Below are 17,618 nucleotides of genomic sequence, written 5' to 3' on the forward strand. Positions count from 1 at the left end.
GTGCATGTAGCTGCTTTCAAATAATTGCCCAGTGCCAGAGTAAACACACGTAGGTCTGACACAACTACAGCTGGCAATTATACCAGCATTCATCCGCTTTTTAAGCACACATAACATATCCCACACTTCTACCCATTCTCAATAATTCTGTATATCAAAACCTCTGTATAGTTGCGCTATGAGGTATTAGGCTTTATATTGTCCATATGGGAGTATCACTGTATATTTCTCTATCTCATCTTTGAAAGTCTGGTAAAAAACATATGGATGATAGGCTGATTTACCACTTCGGAAGAAGTAGGTGTGATGGTGGAGCACATTTGGCGCACTTGTTAGGTGGGAAAGGAGCAGGCCTTGCGGAAATGTGTAGGATTGGGATTAATGTTCCCCCTGGGTTTACCATAGCCACATCAGTGTGCAATCTATATCAGGAAAGTGGCAGTGTTCCAGAAAATGTAGTGCAACAACTCCCTGAAGCGTTGAGCCTCCTGGGACAAGAAGTGGATCTAGAATTTGGGAATCCGGACCGTCCGTTGTTAGTATCGGTACGCTCAGGAAGTGTCCAATCTATGCCTGGAATGCTAGATACCGTACTCAATGTTGGGTTAAACGACGAAGTAGCAGTAAAGTTGGGAGCTATGCGCGGAGGTAGGTTTGCCTATGACAGCTATAGGCGGCTTATACAGATGTATGCTGCTTCTGTTTTGCAGTTGGAAGATAGGATTTTCGAAGAGCGTTATAAAGAAAAACAGAAAGAACTGTCTCTGTCGACAGGGGAATCTATAACAAATCAAGAAGCTTTGCGAGAATTGGTTGAAGAGTTCAAACAATTAGTACGTACTCATACGGGACAGGAATTCCCCCAAGATGTTCAGGTTCAGCTCCGTAATGCAATAGGTGCGGTGTTCAAATCATGGATGAATCAGCGTGCTGTAGCATATAGAAACATGTACGGCATACCCTCAGACGCAGGTACTGCTGTGAATGTGCAGGCAATGGTATTCGGAAATATAAATCAAAATTCGGCCACAGGCGTGGTATTCACTCGTAATCCTTCTACAGGGGAGAAGGAAATATTTGGCGAATTTCTATGCAATGCCCAAGGTGAAGATATAGTTTCCGGGCAGAAGGATCCGTCTCCTATTAAGCTCATGGAAAGTTCTATGCCTCAGGTATACGGGGAGCTTGTGGAAGTATGTGAAAAGCTCGAGAAACATAACAAAGACATGCAGGATATAGAGTTTACTGTCCAAGATGGTAAACTGTGGATTCTACAGACTAGACGCGGTAAACGCAGCGCTCATGCGGCCGTGAACTTGGCTGTTAGTATGGTGAAAGAGTCGCTTATTTCCAAGGAGGAGGCTATACTTCGTATTGATGCTAGCACCCTTGGGGGGCTTTTCCATCCAATACTAGAAGAAAACTGTAGCAATGTAGTAGTGGGTAGAGGGCTGCCAGCATCCCCTGGTGCGGCGTCCGGCTACGTAGCTTTTACATCGAGTGATGCAGAGGAGCTTAAGCGTCAGGGTAAGAGTGTGATACTGGTCCGCCAGGAGACAAGCCCTGAGGATATTCGTGGTATGATTTCCGCTGCTGGGGTTTTGACTCTGCGCGGAGGGATGACTTCCCACGCCGCCGTTGTTGCACGTGGTATGGGTAAGCCGTGCATATGTGGGGCTAGTAGTTTGTGTATAGACGAGAGTGGGCAGTTTTTCTTCAACGAGGATAATGTAAAAATCGGTCGTTCAGACAGCATAACCATAAATGGCAGTACTGGTGAGGTAATGCTGGGAGCCGTGCAAACTGTGACCCCTTCTCTGCCGGAAGCTTTCTATGAATTGATGGGTTGGATAGATGAAATCAGGACAGTAGGGGTTATGGCAAATGCTGATACTGTGGAGGATATGGGCACTGCTAATCTTTTTGGTGCCGATGGTATTGGGCTATGCAGAACTGAGCACATGTTCTTCTCTGATAACAGAATCACGATAGTGCGTGAAATGATTCTTGCGAGCAATAAGCAAGAGCGAGACCGGGCTCTTAAGAAGATTGAAGTTGTGCAGAAGGACGACTTCCTGGCTATGTTCAAGCTCATGCAGAATAAGAAGCAGATTACCGTTAGGCTACTTGATCCACCGTTGCATGAGTTTTTACCTAATTCTATGGAGGCTTTGGAGAGTATCTCGTTAGGAATGGGGCGTTCTTTGGAATACATAAAGCACAGGGTTTCGGCGCTTTCTGAAAAGAATCCTATGCTTGGTCATAGGGGTTGCAGGCTTGCTGTCTCTTATCCGGAGATATATGAAATGCAAATTCGTGCAATATTCCAAGCAGTGAAAGAGCTTCGTGATTCAGATGGCATTACTGTTATTCCGGAAATCATGATTCCGTTTGTTATGGACGAACAGGAGATAGTGATTATCGGTGACTTAGTAAAGTGCATTTCAGCGCAGTTTGATAATGCACAGTATAGGATTGGTGCCATGATTGAGCTACCTAGGGCAGCATTATTGGCTGACAAGTTATCTCAGCACGTGCAGTTTTTCAGTTTCGGCACGAATGACCTAACGCAAACTACCCTTGGGATCTCGCGAGATGATTCATCTAAGTTTGTTGAGCACTATATAAGTTCCGGTGTTTTTGCTTCTGATCCTTTCGAGCTCTTGGATGTAAGTGGCGTTGGAAGGTTGATCAAGATTGCGATGGAGCTGATACATAAATCGCCGAACAAAGTCAAAACCGGGCTATGCGGCGAGCATGGTGGCACTTTAGCGGCAATGCAGCTGTGCTCAGAATTGGATATAGATTATGTTTCCTGTTCACCATATAAAGTGCCTGTGGCAAAACTGATCGCGGCACAGTGTGCAATACGGAACAAGATGCTCTAACTTACACTTTGTAGTGTTGTATTAGTTGATCGCGTCCAGGTGCTGTAATATTCCCCAGGTAGTTCATGGTGGGCCGGTGGTCATATAGGTGTACTGGACGCTACATATTCTCGGGATTGCTTCAATCGCTTTGAGCTGTTTTGCCCTGCTTAAGTGCTGCCGGGAGCTCTCCGGGGTGGTGTATCTTACAGCCTGGTGAGGTGTGTACGTATTTATCTGGGATCTGACCAACTTTTTGGCAGAGCCCTAGAGGATACTATTGGTTTGTTATACATTATGCATCAGGATATTCGGCTTAATGATTTGTGGTGGATATCAGGGCGTTGCAGCTAGAAGTCTATTGATCACCTGCTCTCATCATGAGTTTTATGTTCTGATATTTGTACTCATGCACATAGAATCTTAGGAATCTTGAGCTTTGTACAGGGAAAGACTCAGGTTTTAGATGTACAAACCCTGCTTTTCCTGGAGAATATGACATACCTAATAACAAGATTTCTCAACGCACTTGCAGAAAATGCACCTATTATTTCCCTTTGCTACTAAAGCCATAAATGGCTTCTAACTTGAGATTTACACATTTAAGGCACTGAAAAACACCGCGTACAATGCTGATGGCGGTACGTATCTTTGAGTGTCATTATGTTAGATGCATGAATTGATTAACGTCTTGACTCCTTGGTTCCTGGAAAACGTCTCGAAGAAGTTATTGTCTACATGTACAGAAGCAGAACCGCAATAGCAGTCTTGCTGCATAAGCTTGAGTACAAAGTTATAGGTACACAATTTATAGTAGACTTAGTTATCCTCAGGTAAGCCATGTTATGGCGACGCAGATATCTATGATTCCAAGAAGATTACTACATCGTTTGGCTTGCCACACTTTACAACTTTATCCCCTTCAAAACAGCAGGAAAGACCGCAGTTGTGTCATATCTGGGGAGGTTGATCGCTCCCCTGGTGGCAGTCTCGCTGCATAAGCTCGAGTACAAAGTTATAGGTATATAATTTATAGTGTACTTGGCCCATCCTAAGGTAAATTATGTTGCAATACGGGTGTTATAATATAGAAAAGCTGCCACGTCGCGTTTTACTATCTCCATAATAGTTTGCACTACGAGACACCTCTTTAACACTGCTAATACGCCTAAGTTAGACGTTGGACCTGGTGGGTGTTTTTAAAGCAAACCAATTTAGTGCGTAATGTGGTATTAGTGGTACTGTTTGCGGTGTATGCGCAAGTTTCATCGAACATTGAAGTAATATTGGAAAGAAGAAATATCATGGATAAGTACTCTTGCTGATGCAATAGGAATCACAGAAATCTCCCGTATTTACATCTCAGGTTTTGCACAGGCCACTTTCATACATACCGCCGGAAGAGTGAGTAGACGGTTAAAGTTTGAGAACCCGGCCTTTCAAGACGTGTTGACGTCTCATAGCATGCAAGAAATTCACCCTAACACTTAATTCCTAAGTGCATACTACTTACTTTGGAAAACATAGATGCATGCCTTTGGTGTAGGTAAAGCAAAGTGTTTTACTTATAGATATTTTGTTGCTATTAATGTCGCTTAACTTTATAGATTGAGTGATTGTGGGTTTGCTTTGCCGCTCAGATGTATTGCTGTTTGTTGTGGTGTCGTTACCATTCGTCTGCTCTGCGCTGATCATGGCTCTGAAAAGGCTTTCACACTCTCAAGAGGCGCTCTCGACTGTGGCTTCTCTTGTTTTGTTCCCCACAACATGTGCTTTGTACTTCGCGTTACAGGGCAATCCAGCAATACTACAGTATCGTCTGTCCTCAGCGATTCTTTTCATTCTTGAACCTGAAGCCCTGGGTATAGTATTCGGGATCTTAGTATCGTTCCTTTGGGCTGTAACTAATATCTACACCATAGGTTACATGAACAAGGTTTATGGTAAGCTGCAGGATAGATCAGTTTTTTACTCCTGCTTTGCCGCTAGTATAGGCTGCACCATAGGTATAGCATTTGCTGGAAACTTGGTGACTCTCTTCATATTTTACGAGATGCTCACCGTATGCACTTATCCTCTAATAATTCATGGTGGAAGTAAAGACTCAATAGCTTCTGGAAGCTTTTACATAAAGACGCTTTTGTGTTCTTCAGTGTTTTTGTTCCTTCCAGCAATTGCTATAATATGCGGAATGAGTGATGGTGCTGGATTATTCAGCGCAAAGAGTTTCATTTCTGAGACGCACCCCAGCCTTCTCCCTTTTATAGTCACTATGCTGTGCTATGGAGTGGCTAAAGCCGCCATCATGCCGGTGCATCTATGGCTACCCAGAGCAATGGTCGCTCCGACACCTGTTAGCGCGTTGCTGCACGCGGTGGCTGTAGTAAAATCCGGGGTATTTACCTTAATCAAGATTACTGTATGCGCCATTGGCGTACACGGAATGTATAACTACTATAATGCTCCTGTAGCTGTCGATGTAGCACCTCACCACAACATAATGCTGTATCTCTCAGTGGTTACTATCATTGTGGGATCTGTCTTTGCAGTGACTCAGAAAAATCTCAAAAGGTTACTCGCATACTCTACTATATCGCAGTTATCGTACATAACTTTAGCTTTATCCATGTTCACTGATGGAGCTGTAACAGCTGCAGTGTTTCAGATGGTGTGCCATGCTTTTGCGAAAATCACATTATTCTTCGCTGTGGGAGCTGTATATGCTGCTTCTGGTAAAACTACGATAAGGGATATTGATGGTTTAGGCAGAGTTATGCCCATAACTTTCACTGCATTCTGCATTGGGGCGCTTGCTATGATCGGCATCCCTCCAGCTGCCACATTTTGGGGTAAGTTCTATATTATTACAGAGGCTTTAAAGCAGCAGAACTACATTGTAATTTTCACTGTAGCCTTGAGTACCGTGCTTAACACCTTATACTTTATACCTTTGATGTACAGAGTATTCTTTGCTGCTGACGCAACGTGTGCGGGGAGAGTTAAGGAGGAGGCACCACCCTTAATCTTACTGGCAATGCTCGTATCATCTACGTGTACGATTTTACTGTTCTTAAAACCCGACATCGTACTAGGAATGCTATCTGTATTCGGTTAATTATGATGTGAGTCACGTGCATGGGTTAAGTTTTTTAATGCGTCCTTCTGATGTGGAAAGTCAGTGCATTGCCCTACTACTGCAAATTATACAATGAGGTTTAGCATTCACTATTCCGCACTCAATTTGCACAACTGGAAAGCATAGTATTCTATAAATTAACTCCTTTTGATATATACTGGACGCAGGCAAGGTAGTAACAAATTACTGCCTAGGATGGCTCAATCAGCACTATTTGTATTGACTTGATTTTACGATTGAACTAGCCTTTCTATAATGCAACAGAGTTTTTAGACGGTTAGAGGTGGGTGGCTATAATTTAAATAGGCTTGCTACTGCCATCCTTTTTGCGTCTTTCATCGTCCTTGTTGTGAGCAATGTGGTGGACCTTGTGTACCATCCCGACTATAGCGGACCTCGTGGATACAGTGTAGATGTACCCACAACGCAGTCTGCAGGTAGCGTGCCTGGAGCTGTTGCACCTATTGTCGATATTGCTGCACTCATGGAAAATGCAAGTGCCGAGAAGGGTAAGGCGGTTGCTAAAAAGTGTTCCGCTTGTCATACTTTCAACAAGGGCGGTCCTCACAGGGTGGGTCCTAATTTATGGGGCGTAGTTGGCTCGAAGCAAGCCCGTGCTCAAGATTTCCCTTATTCTAAGGCTTTATTGAGTAAGGGTGGTACTTGGAGTGAGGAAGAGCTGTTTAAGTTTCTTGACAGCCCTAGAAATTACGCTAACGGTACTCGCATGGCATTTGCTGGACTGAAGCCTAAAGACATTGCGGATGTATTGGCGTATTTTAAGTCTCTAGAAAAGGAAGGTACTTAAAAACTGGCATGTGCGCAGTGTTTTCTTCCTATCGTTGTAAGGAAGGTGTTCTATTGTGCAGTCGCGTGGGTTGTATATAAAGTTGCTGTACCATGCAGTGATTTGCATAGTATACTGCCGAAATGTTGAGCTATATGGCTTCCATATGAGTTTGCCATGTGTTGCGATCCGCGATAAATGGCGATATACTGAGCATATATCAGACTACTAGGCAATATGCATACAGAAAAGATTCTTAGGCTGGATGACAGCTCGTACATAGCTTATAAGCAGTTGGATTTTGGCGGAAAGGTGTCTGTTCTGTTCCTTGGAGGCTTCATGTCCAATATGCAGAGTACAAAGGCCACTGCAATTTTTGATTACTGTATGTCACATAAAATCAACTGCACGGTTTTTGACTATTTTGGTCATGGAAATTCAAGTGCGGCTTTTAAAGACTGTACGCTTAGTTGCTGGAAGCAGTGCTGTGACCACGTGGTTGAGTTGTTGACGGAAACTCCTCTTGTATTAGTGGGATCTAGCATGGGGGGATGGTTAGCGTTACTGACAGCTCTGTCTTTCCCGGAAAGAGTTAAGGGATTAGTGGGGTTGGCTCCTGCGCCGGACTTCACTGAAACCATTGACATGTCAGAAGAGGAAAAGGCTCATCTTGCATCTGCAGGTTATGTAGAACTACGCAGCAAAGAAGATTGCAGCCACATCATAACACAAAAGTTATTACTAGATGGAAAGAATCATCTACTGCTCAATAAGCCTGAGATACCATTGGATTGTCCAATAGTTTTGATACACGGTATGGCTGATGTTCTTGTACCTTACCAGACTTCAGTAGCTATAGCTGAAAAAGTTCGGTCGAACAATGTAGAAGTTCATCTGATTAAAGATGGTGACCACGGACTTCATGACTCCAAAGCTTTGCCAATTGTCCTGGGATATATAGGTAAAATGGTGTCTCCGGTAGAGGCTTCTCTGTAGTTATTGTGAAATTTCACAAATTTGCGTGTGCTGCGTAATTTTGTCTGGAAGTGAAACTATGTGGTGTGTGTTTACTTGCACATTTCTAGTGTATAGTCCATGATAGAGCACTAGATAACTTTTGGTAGTCAAGTGAAAGAACACAAAATAGAGTACCTGAAGCTAGATGATGGATCTAGTATCGCTTACCAACATAATAAGAAACAAAGTAACGCAACTGTGGTGTGCATGGGTGGATTTTCATCCGAGATGCATGGCGCTAAGGGTTCTGCACTCTTTAGCCACTGTTCAGCTGAAGACATAGACTGCATAGTTTTTGACTATCTTGGACATGGTGTTTCTAGTGGAGATTTCAAGCAATACTCCATACGCGATTGGTATAAAAACTGTTGTCATGTAATTGAGTCATTAACACAGAAGCCTCTTATCCTTGTAGGCACCAGTATGGGAGGCTGGCTTATGTTGCGTGTTGCAATGTCTTATGCTTCCAGAATACACGGGTTAGTTGGTTTTGCTCCTGCGCCAGATTTTACTGAAACTTTAGAAATAAGCGCTGAAGAAAAGCAAGAAATAGAAAATACTGGCTTTGCTATATCTTATGTAGAAAGAATGTGTGGACTTTTAGGCCTTTCTCAAGAATCACGTAATGCTACAATACGTAGCTTGAGCAAAGAAAAAAGCCTACACATTCTACAAACTGAGGAGGTAACAATATTGAAGAATAACCGTAGCTATACTATTACCCCCAGATTAAAAGAAGATAGTAAAAATTATTTACTTTTGGACATGCCAGAAATTCCTATAGACTGCGATACTGTACTAATTCACAGCATAGCAGACCAAGTAATCCCATACAGCTCTTCCCTTTCTATTGCAGAAAAAATACGCTCCAAGAACGTTTCTGTGCACTTAATAAAATCAAGCGACCATTTACTGATAGACGAACAGCCTTTGAAGGTTGCGTATAGTGCAATACGAAACTTTATTACATAAAACGAATTTTTCTAACTTAGATGCAGTGTCAAACCACTATTCAGCTTAATTGACCTACCTTTTTCAGGAAAAGAATATTCTTTCCCTCCCCGAAATTTTATTTCTTATAGAACTTTGGGAAAGGAATTATTTAGCACGCCCTACTTTCTTTGAAGCACTCTCTTGTTGTGCAGACAATCTTTGGGTATGTCTGCTTGCTGTATTACCAGTAGCATATAACTCATTACTTAGGCTTTCAGCACCTTTCTTTGTCACACTTACCAGCTTAACAGCATTAGACTCTAATCCGTGCAATGGAGAGTATTTCAAATGCGTTGCAGAGAGCTCTTTAGTGGTATGCAGAACACCGGTTCCAACTGAGGATGGGAATAGTGTTTTTTGCACTGCTTCTGTAACATGCTCAGGGACTTTAGCAATACCTCTACCTGCGGATCTGGATGCCTTAGTTACACCATCTTTAGTTGCCCTTGCAGCTTTCCCAATACCATCACCTACAGATGTTGCTGCTTTTGATGCACGTGCTGGAACTTTAGCAATACCTTTCCCTGCGGATCTGGATGCCTTAGTTACACCATCTTTAGTTGCCCTTGCAGCTCTCCCAATACCATCACCTACAGATGTTGCTGCTTTTGATACAGGTTCTACCACTTTAGCATTAATACCTTGAGATACGGATCTCGCTGCTCGAGTTACACCATCCTTAGTTGTCCTTGCAGCTTTCCCAATACCATCACCTACAGATGTTGCTGCTTTTGATACAGGTTCTACCACTTTAGCATTAATACCTTGAGATACGGATCTCGCTGCTCGAGTTACACCATCCTTAGTTGTCCTTGCAGCTTTCCCAATACCATCACCTACAGATGTTGCTGCTTTTGATGCACGTTCAGGTACCTTAGCAACACCTTGGGCCGCTGATTGCGCCATTTTGGCAATCCTTGCCCTAACCGAAGTCGTACGTTCCGAAAATGAGATCGGTTTTTCCTTAAACTCACGATCTACCTCATGTCCGATGTTAAAACGCCCGACTACTTCTTCTTGTACCTTCGGAGTTTTCTTCCCGGAAGTTATAGTACATGTTCCTCTTCTAGCCATATAATTAATAATGTTAAAATATTAATATGATGACTAAAGTGTTAATTTACAGTTAAAATCTAACTCTATGTATTATGATATAACCTACTATTTCAGAAAAACATCTGTTATAAAACAAGAGTATTTTTCACAAAACAGGAAAAGACGGAATTCGCGGACACAGCCCAAAAAGAAAACAACTAGAGCACGAAAAAAATAACTGGAGTGGGCAGTAACAGACTCGAACTGCTGACTTCCTCGGTGTAAACGAGGCGCTCTACCAACTGAGCTAACCGCCCTTTTCAGTACATACTCTAAACCATAAATTAGCTTACTGCAATACTGAACTTTTGATGTTTTTATATTGTTTTATGCCTTTCTGCCTACATGCTCCAAGCACGGTATTGACCAATAAAAATGCAATGGTCATCGGCCCTACTCCTCCTGGCACTGGAGTAATAGCTGCCACTTTATCTCGCACACTTTCAAAATCCACATCACCAACGAATCTATTCTTGCTCTCACTTGTGATCAAATTTATACCGACATCTATCACTACAGCTCCTGGACTCACCCATTCAGACTTCACCATCCGCGCTTTACCCACTGCAGCAATTATTATCTCAGCATCACGACAATGCTCCTCTATATTAGCAGTTGCAGAGTGTAAAATAGAAACTGTACAATTTTCATACATCAACAACAACGCTACGGGCTTTCCTACGATATTTGATCTCCCGATAACCACAGCCCTCTTCGATGATAACACAGGCATCACTTTCTTGATCAGATATATACATCCCTGCGGAGTACATGGCACCATGCAATCCATCTCTCCTGTAAGCAACTTGCCGGCATTTGCATTGTGAAATCCATCAACATCCTTTTCCGGATCAATGGCATTAATTATCAAGATTTTGTCAATATGCTTAGGCAGTGGTAGCTGTACCAAAATACCGTGCACATTTTCGTCTTCATTCAGTTCCTGTATTATTCCCAATAATTCTTCTTGAGTAGTCTCATATGGCAACGCAATGGTTTTGGAGTTTATACCAAGCTCTTCGGCCTTCCTTTGTTTATTACCCACGTACAACCTGCTGGCGGGATCATCTCCAACAATGATCACTACCAACGACGGAAATAAACCATGTTCCTCTTTCAAGCCCTCCATTACTACTTTCAGTCTTCCCAATAGATCCGCAGCAGCAGCCTTACCATCTATTATATTGTTTTCGTATATACCCATAACGCACCACTTTCTTCAAAAAACACTATATCCCTAACAAAGGTACCTACCACAACATTCCAATAACGCCTGCATTCAACTCATACGTTACAAAGCAAACCGACAACCAGCACGCAACACATATTCAACATGATATATCAACTAAAGTATATCCAAATAACCAAAAACTAGCGGTAGATCCTATGCAACACGACCCTGATAATTTTAATCTTGTGTAACATGTGATACATCATCTGCCAATCTAATATCCTCTAACATGCATCATAAATTCTATTGATAACTTTAAGCCCCTAATAGCTCAACTACATACCGAATAACACTGTATTCGAACAGTACAACAATTCCGCATCAAAAAACACCTCAACTCCCTGATGTCAGGGCTCATGATGACGTTAGCGCTTTGGAGACTGGTGGTGCGGGATATTTCTATGTTGGTTTGGATTACAGTCCAGCGTTTAGCAAGATAAGAGATTTTAGTATAAGGGAGAGTAACGGAGAGACTAAGGCAGTATATCCATACTTAAAGGATGGAAAGAGTGTAAAGCTAGAGTCACACAAGTTTGACTGGAACACTCCTGATCCTCGGATTGGGTTTAAGGACAACATGCTTGTAGCTATGGAAGGCAGTGTTGGTTATGGTATTGGTGGTGCCAGGGTTGAGCTTGAGATTGGTTACGAGCGCTTCAAGACCAAGGGTATTAGAGATAGTGGTAGTAAGGAAGATGAAGCTGATACAGTATATCTACTAGCTAAGGAGTTAGCTTATGATGTTGTTACTGGTCAGACTGATAACCTTGCCGCTGCTCTTGCCAAAACCTCCGGTAAGGATATTGTTCAGTTTGCTAAGGCGGTGGAGATTTCTCATTCCGAGATTGATAAGAAGGTTTGTAATGGGGGCCACTCTGCTATAAAGGCAGGGTCTAATACCGCTGGAAAGAAATATGCTGCTGAACCCGTCGACGGTACTAACAAGGAAACAGCACAGTGTAGCGGATTAGGTGAAAGTGGAGAGGAAAAATCGCATAAGTTTCTGAGTAAGTTTGTAGACCTTACTAAAATAGGGGAAGGTAAAAACTGGCCTACTGGCCGAGCGGCGCAAAATGACAGCAGTAGTGGGTCTGTTAAAATAGTAGAGGGGCCTACTAATAGCAACGCCAAAGCCGTAGCCACAGACCTAACAAAGCTCACTGCTGAAGAAAAAACCATAGTAGCAGGGTTACTGGCTAAAACTATTGAAGGTGGGGAAGTTGTTGAGATTAGGGCGGTTTCTTCTACTTCTGTAATGGTCAATGCTTGTTATGATCTTCTTAGTGAAGGTTTAGGTGTTGTTCCTTATGCTTGTGTTGGTTTAGGGGGTAACTTCGTGGGTGTTGTTGATGGCTCACGTCGCACAATACGTTTTTGATCCTAAATACCCGAGGCAAGTGACTAGACAAAATTAGTGCCGTATCACTCACGAAACAAACTACGATCAGCGATTCTCCATACTTAGCAGGTCCGTACAGTGGCTTTACACTCTTACCCAGCATGAAATTACATGCCATCTAGGAATCTTCACTGCGGACTTTATAAAGGCTATCTACACTTCGAGAGCAACCTAATATGGAGACAATCAGTATGGTATTTAGCGTATCACAAGTTCTAGCTACCTTGAGGTTTCCGTAGATGTTACAAGGGTATACCCATAAAACTCTGGAACATATTATTACAATACAATCTTGGTTTGGAAACACCGGTAAGCATGCAAATTACCCATGAATCGCTAGGGATGCCAAGGTCTTACCTAATAATTCTTGTTATTTAAGAGATACTATGAAACTAGGGAAAAAAGCTCAGGTGTTGTTCCTCATGCGTGCGTGGGTCTTGAAGGGAACTCCGTGGGGGTTGTAGATATCACCATTCCTACACTGGATCCCTGCGGATTTCCTGGTTCTTGGGTTCCATATTCATACAAATATAACCCCCTCCATGTTTCCAGAAGAAGATGAGATACACCAAAGACTCTAAAGAATACTAGAACCCCCAGAGCCTCTATATACGCATTTTATGATACTAAAAGCAAAACACAGAGACCAATAATATAGAGTTCTACATATCAGTTAATGTGCAACCAGCATTCTATTCTACAGATTGCTTAATCTTCTATAGGGAACCTACTCTCTAATAATTCCCTCAGCCCAACTTGCCTGCAAGTTTTCATCTGTTCTGCCCTCAGGATATTGCTAATTCTGTCTGCTGTTTCCTCTATATCTTCGTTTACTATTACGTAGTCGTAAGCTTCGCAGTGACTGATCTCAAACGCTGCTCCTTTTAGCCTTGCTTCCACAACCTCTGAATCATCAGCTCTTCTACCACATAATCTCCTACGCAGTTCTTCCATAGAAGGGGGCATTATGAATATGCTCACTACGTGCTCTCTCATCATCTCCATGAACTTGAAAGCTCCTTGCCAGTCAATTACTAGTAACGTGCTGACTCCCTTATCTACATTGTCTTCTAGATTCTTGCGGGGAACACCGTAGAAATTACCAAATACTTCTGCATGTTCTATTATCTCCCCGTTGCTGCATAGTCTTAAAAATTCTTCCCGATCTACAAAATAGTAGTCTTTCCCTTCTTTCTCTCCTTTCCTTGCTGCGCGAGTCGTGACGGAAACGGATTTTACTATATTGTTTTTCTGCTTCTCTAATAATTTGTTGGCAACTGTTGTTTTTCCGCACCCAGACGGTGACGATAATACCAGTATTACACCTACGCTTTTCAACAAGAAGACCCCCTTAACAATAACATACTAGATTTTAAACAATAAAATAGGTCTTTCTCAGCGTACTGTTCCCATCCTCTTTTTATTGCTTATGGTATATCGACTCGCTGTCTTTATACTCCTGCACTACATAGCAGCGCCTGCCATAGCACCTATAATGCTATATACCATATAATACACTCGGCATGCGTTGCTACATACCTCAATATTATACTAAGTTCTATATCAAATACACCCACAACTCTTTGCGACATAGTTGGCACATTGTAAAATACTTTACTAGCTATTGCGTCACAATATCAAGATAAACTACAATGAATTCGCGCTGCTATCCGGGCGATATGCACTATGCATGGGTAAGAATCTTGGTATTGTCCTTTATGTGTAACTATGTTACCATTCCATAATGCATATAGCTTGTGAATAGGAATGCATAGTCTTGCACGCTTCTTGCGGTCATCACTGCGGTATGTTGTATGCTTTTTCGTGCTTGTTTTATCAGTCGGTCTGTATTGTTCTATATTTGCATCACCAGCTGACTACCGTCAGGGTGAGGTAGTGCGAATTATGTATTTACATGTGCCATCCGCTTGGATATCCCTCGGGTCATATACAGCTATCGCTCTGCTGAGTTTAGGAACTTTGCTGAAGAAAGGAGATATTTTCCCCATGATAGCTCGTGCTATAGCTCCTGTAGGCGCGTGTTTTACTGCAGTATGTCTTGTTGCTGGATGTATTTGGGGAAAATACACCTGGGGCACTTGGTGGGTCTGGGATGCACGTCTAACATCTGTGCTGCTGTTGTTTTTCCTCTTCTTGGGGTATGCATCCCTGTGGAATGTATTTGAAGACCAGAACAGAGCTGCAAAAACCACGTCACTGTTTGCTCTCTTTAGTGCTGTAAACGTGCCAATAGTAAAGTTTTCTGTTGATATCTGGGCAACATTGCATCAAACCTCTAGTATCTTGAGGAAGGGCGGCATTGCCATAGATTCTTCTATGCTGATCCCTCTTCTGACTATGTTTGTAGCTCTATCGCTGCTGTTTGTCATTCTGACGTCGCTGCGCTTTTATACGCTGTTGAATAATAGGCAGACGTCAAGTAGTCTATACCCTTTTTACCATGAAACAACATGATCGGAACTCTCTCAGGTATTATAGAAGAAGTACAGGATACTAGCATCATACTCGCGGTGGGTGGCGTCGGCTACATAGTACATGTCTCCTATAGAACGCTAATCAATTGTAAGCGTGGCGACTCCATAAAACTGTATATAGAAACATATGTGAATAGAGACAATGTGCCTCAGCTTTATGGATTTACTGATACTGAAGAGCAAAATTGCTTGAAGATGCTAATAAAGGTCAGCGGAATAAACTACAGAACCGCTTTGGCTATACTGGATAGGTTAACGCCCGATCAGCTATTCTCGGCCATTGTGAATGAAGATAAAGCTGCGCTGAAAGTAGGAGGCGTAGGCGCTAAGTTAATTAATAGGATTTTCACGGAATTGACTCCTCTGGTACAGAAATTAGAGTTCAATATAATGGACAAAAGAGGACCATCTGTAGAAGATAGCGATGCATTGTCTGCTCTACTCAGTTTGGGATACGAAAAAACTCGGGTACTCAACGCTTTAGAGAAGGTAGGAGTCTCCCACAACCTGTCTGACACAGTTCGTTTTGCCCTGAAAGAGTTATCGAAGTGAATGAGCTTTTACATCAACACAAAGCAATACCTGAAGATGAACGTAATTTTGCATTACGTCCGAGCTTGATCGAGGAATTTGTCGGGCAGAGTGAGATAATAGAGAATCTCAAGGTATTCATCAAGTCAGCCTATGAAAGAAGAGCAACACTGGACCATGTGCTGTTATATGGGCCCCCAGGGCTGGGCAAAACTACACTAGCGCATATAATCGCCAAGGAACTTAAAGTGAGCTTGAGGTCAACTTCCGGACCTCTTTTGAGTAAAGCTGGAGATCTTGCCGCTATACTCACGAACCTACAGCCCATGGATGTGCTATTTATAGACGAGATACATAGACTACACAGAAACATCGAAGAAATCTTATACTCCGCCATGGAAGACTGCTGTCTTGATATTGTTGTCGGTGAAGGCTGCGGTGCAAGAACGCTGCGCATTGATCTCCCCGCTTTTACTTTAGTAGGCGCAACGACAAGATTTGGCTTAATATCCAACCCTCTTAGAGATAGGTTCGGTATTCCGTTGCATCTAGAATTCTACTCTGTAGAAGAGTTAATGCTGGTGATAAAGCGAGCCGCACATGTGATTTGTACCGACATTGATGATAGCGGCGCTTATGAGATTGCCTCACGTTCTAGAGGTACTCCGAGAATTGCACTTCGATTATTTAGGAGAGTGCGTGATTTCATGGTTGTGGAAAGACAGAGTATAATAGACAATCATTTTGCTGATTCTGCACTTTTCAACCTTGGTGTAGATAAATCTGGTCTCGATAAGATGGATATCAAGTATCTCAGCTTCATCTATGAGGCAAAAAACGCAGTCGGAATAGAGACTATTGCTGCTGCCCTTTCAGAAGATGTAGGTAATATTGAAGAGACCATTGAACCGTATCTACTGAAAATAGGGTTCATACAACGCACACCTCGTGGAAGAATTCTTACCACAAAGGCCATTGAGCACTTAATGAACTATAAATATATCTAGGTTGTTTTTGCATGATGATCCGCAGCAAACTGCTGCTTCTCATTTTCACCAAAATATGGATGTACCTTCTTCAATATCATAGTTCAACGCATCATCTGGGCGGTTGTCATGATTTTTATCTTATCTTGTGAACTTCCAGAGCATAGTAAGAAATTTGGAGAGATACTGGGAGGACTATGGGTGCTCGATAGTACATCCTTATACCACAGAACTCGGGGCAGGAACTCTACACCCCGCAACTTCTCTTGAGGTTCTTTCTGGAAAGAACACCATGGTAGCGTATGTACAGCCTGTTATCCGTCCATGCGATGGACGGTATGGGGATAACCCCAATAGATTGTACCAGCATCATCAGTATCAAGTTATAATACAGCCTTCTAGGACTACCTTGCGGGATGATTATCTTCGGAGCCTGGAAAAAATAGGAATATCTACTACTGACTTTGATATACGGTTCATTGAAGATGACTGGGAAAACCCTAGCATAGGTGCATATGGTTATGGGTGGGAAGTTTCTTGTAATGGTATGGAAATTACTCAATTCACTTATATGCAGCAAGTCGGGGGAATAGAGTGCTCTGTCATTCCTGGAGAAATAGCTTATGGCCTTGAAAGAATTGCCATGGTACTCCAAGGGGTAGATAACGTATACGATATTGTCTGGAATAGTGCTGGCGTTAAATACGGGGAAATATTTAAAGATAGAGAGAGGGAATTTTCAGCTCTTTCTTTCGAACATTATGATACAGATTTCTTGGTCCATAGCTTTGAGAAAAATGAAGAAATGTGCCTCGTGATGGTACAAAATGATCTACCCATTGCTGGGTATGACTTATGTCTTAAAGCTAGTCATATTCTAAACTTGCTTGAGGCTAGGGGGGTTATTGGCGTCAATGAACGGGCCTCTTACATACTCAGAGTTAGGAAAATGACTAATATGTGCTGCCAATCTTATGTAAAGCTATACAAAGTAGCGTGATATGTCTCTTGATTTAGTTTTTGAAATATTATGCGAACAGATGCCATCTAAAATGATGGATATTGCATTGGGGTATCTGAA

Annotated in this window: 13 protein-coding genes and 1 tRNA gene; 10 read left to right on the forward strand and 4 right to left on the reverse strand. The window is 42.4% G+C overall.

What is annotated here, in order from left to right; translation table 11 throughout:
* Positions 1 to 263 precede the first annotated feature (263 nt).
* From ppdK to APHWEB_RS01305, 5 genes are all read left to right on the forward strand, one after another.
* Entirely contained in the window at positions 264 to 2,888 is a 2,625-nt protein-coding gene (ppdK, locus tag APHWEB_RS01280) for a pyruvate, phosphate dikinase (protein WP_011450332.1), read from the forward strand.
* A 1,636-nt stretch (positions 2,889 to 4,524) separates the two neighbouring features.
* Entirely contained in the window at positions 4,525 to 5,982 is a 1,458-nt protein-coding gene (locus APHWEB_RS01290) for a proton-conducting transporter transmembrane domain-containing protein (RefSeq protein WP_230475645.1), read from the forward strand.
* A gap of 304 nt (positions 5,983 to 6,286) precedes the next feature.
* Positions 6,287 to 6,811, forward strand: a complete 525-nt coding sequence (locus tag APHWEB_RS01295) for a c-type cytochrome (protein WP_011450327.1) — start codon at positions 6,287 to 6,289, stop codon at positions 6,809 to 6,811.
* Positions 6,812 to 7,027: 216 nt separating this feature from the next.
* Entirely contained in the window at positions 7,028 to 7,786 is a 759-nt protein-coding gene (locus tag APHWEB_RS01300) for an alpha/beta hydrolase (protein WP_020848782.1), read from the forward strand.
* A gap of 132 nt (positions 7,787 to 7,918) precedes the next feature.
* A complete protein-coding gene (locus APHWEB_RS01305) occupies positions 7,919 to 8,779 on the forward strand; it encodes an alpha/beta hydrolase (protein ID WP_011450325.1) in 861 nt (286 codons plus the stop codon).
* Positions 8,780 to 8,905: 126 nt separating this feature from the next.
* Here APHWEB_RS01305 and APHWEB_RS01310 read toward each other — a convergent pair whose 3' ends face one another.
* From APHWEB_RS01310 to folD, 3 genes are all read right to left on the reverse strand, one after another.
* Positions 8,906 to 9,874, reverse strand: coding sequence for a hypothetical protein (locus APHWEB_RS01310; RefSeq protein WP_020849227.1), 969 nt, complete (start codon positions 9,872 to 9,874; stop codon positions 8,906 to 8,908).
* A gap of 205 nt (positions 9,875 to 10,079) precedes the next feature.
* Positions 10,080 to 10,152: transfer RNA gene (locus APHWEB_RS01315), tRNA-Val, on the reverse strand.
* 32 nt (positions 10,153 to 10,184) lie between these two features.
* Positions 10,185 to 11,099 carry a bifunctional methylenetetrahydrofolate dehydrogenase/methenyltetrahydrofolate cyclohydrolase FolD gene (gene folD, locus APHWEB_RS01320; protein WP_011450323.1) on the reverse strand — a complete coding sequence of 305 codons (915 nt, stop codon included), beginning with the start codon at positions 11,097 to 11,099 and terminating at the stop codon, positions 10,185 to 10,187.
* A 340-nt stretch (positions 11,100 to 11,439) separates the two neighbouring features.
* Here folD and APHWEB_RS01325 point away from each other — a divergent pair, with 340 nt between their 5' ends.
* On the forward strand, positions 11,440 to 12,504 hold the full coding sequence (locus APHWEB_RS01325; RefSeq protein WP_080651070.1) for a P44/Msp2 family outer membrane protein: 1,065 nt from the start codon (positions 11,440 to 11,442) through the stop codon (positions 12,502 to 12,504).
* Positions 12,505 to 13,233: 729 nt separating this feature from the next.
* Here the strand turns inward: APHWEB_RS01325 and gmk are convergent.
* The gene (gene gmk / locus APHWEB_RS01330; protein ID WP_011450318.1) at positions 13,234 to 13,866 is read right to left on the reverse strand and encodes a guanylate kinase; all 633 of its coding nucleotides are present in this window, start codon (positions 13,864 to 13,866) and stop codon (positions 13,234 to 13,236) included.
* A gap of 426 nt (positions 13,867 to 14,292) precedes the next feature.
* Here gmk and ccmC point away from each other — a divergent pair, with 426 nt between their 5' ends.
* The 4 genes from ccmC (at position 14,293) to APHWEB_RS01350 (ending at position 17,537) form a co-directional block, all read left to right on the forward strand.
* Positions 14,293 to 15,000 carry a heme ABC transporter permease CcmC gene (ccmC, locus tag APHWEB_RS01335; RefSeq protein WP_011450316.1) on the forward strand — a complete coding sequence of 236 codons (708 nt, stop codon included), beginning with the start codon at positions 14,293 to 14,295 and terminating at the stop codon, positions 14,998 to 15,000.
* The gene (gene ruvA / locus APHWEB_RS01340) at positions 14,997 to 15,572 is read left to right on the forward strand and encodes a Holliday junction branch migration protein RuvA (RefSeq protein ID WP_011450315.1); all 576 of its coding nucleotides are present in this window, start codon (positions 14,997 to 14,999) and stop codon (positions 15,570 to 15,572) included. The genes ccmC and ruvA overlap by 4 nt, the downstream gene beginning before the upstream one ends.
* The gene (ruvB, locus tag APHWEB_RS01345; RefSeq protein ID WP_044104054.1) at positions 15,563 to 16,558 is read left to right on the forward strand and encodes a Holliday junction branch migration DNA helicase RuvB; all 996 of its coding nucleotides are present in this window, start codon (positions 15,563 to 15,565) and stop codon (positions 16,556 to 16,558) included. The genes ruvA and ruvB overlap by 10 nt, the downstream gene beginning before the upstream one ends.
* Positions 16,559 to 16,685: 127 nt before the next feature.
* A complete protein-coding gene (locus APHWEB_RS01350; protein ID WP_011450176.1) occupies positions 16,686 to 17,537 on the forward strand; it encodes a glycine--tRNA ligase subunit alpha in 852 nt (283 codons plus the stop codon).
* The last annotated feature ends 81 nt before the right edge of the window (positions 17,538 to 17,618 follow it).

This window comes from Anaplasma phagocytophilum str. Webster (assembly GCF_000964685.1).
GTDB classification, from domain to species: Bacteria; Pseudomonadota; Alphaproteobacteria; order Rickettsiales; family Anaplasmataceae; genus Anaplasma; species Anaplasma phagocytophilum.

Excerpts from the sequence above, each read along its gene's own strand:
- APHWEB_RS01300 (WP_020848782.1), top strand. The coding sequence starts at position 7,028 with ATGCATACAGAAAAGATTCTTAGGCTGGATGACAGCTCGTACATAGCT.
- ppdK (WP_011450332.1), top strand. The coding sequence starts at position 264 with ATGGATGATAGGCTGATTTACCACTTCGGAAGAAGTAGGTGTGATGGT.
- APHWEB_RS01310 (WP_020849227.1), bottom strand. The coding sequence starts at position 9,874 with ATGGCTAGAAGAGGAACATGTACTATAACTTCCGGGAAGAAAACTCCG.
- ruvA (WP_011450315.1), top strand. The coding sequence starts at position 14,997 with ATGATCGGAACTCTCTCAGGTATTATAGAAGAAGTACAGGATACTAGC.
- folD (WP_011450323.1), bottom strand. The coding sequence starts at position 11,099 with ATGGGTATATACGAAAACAATATAATAGATGGTAAGGCTGCTGCTGCG.
- ccmC (WP_011450316.1), top strand. The coding sequence starts at position 14,293 with ATGCATAGTCTTGCACGCTTCTTGCGGTCATCACTGCGGTATGTTGTA.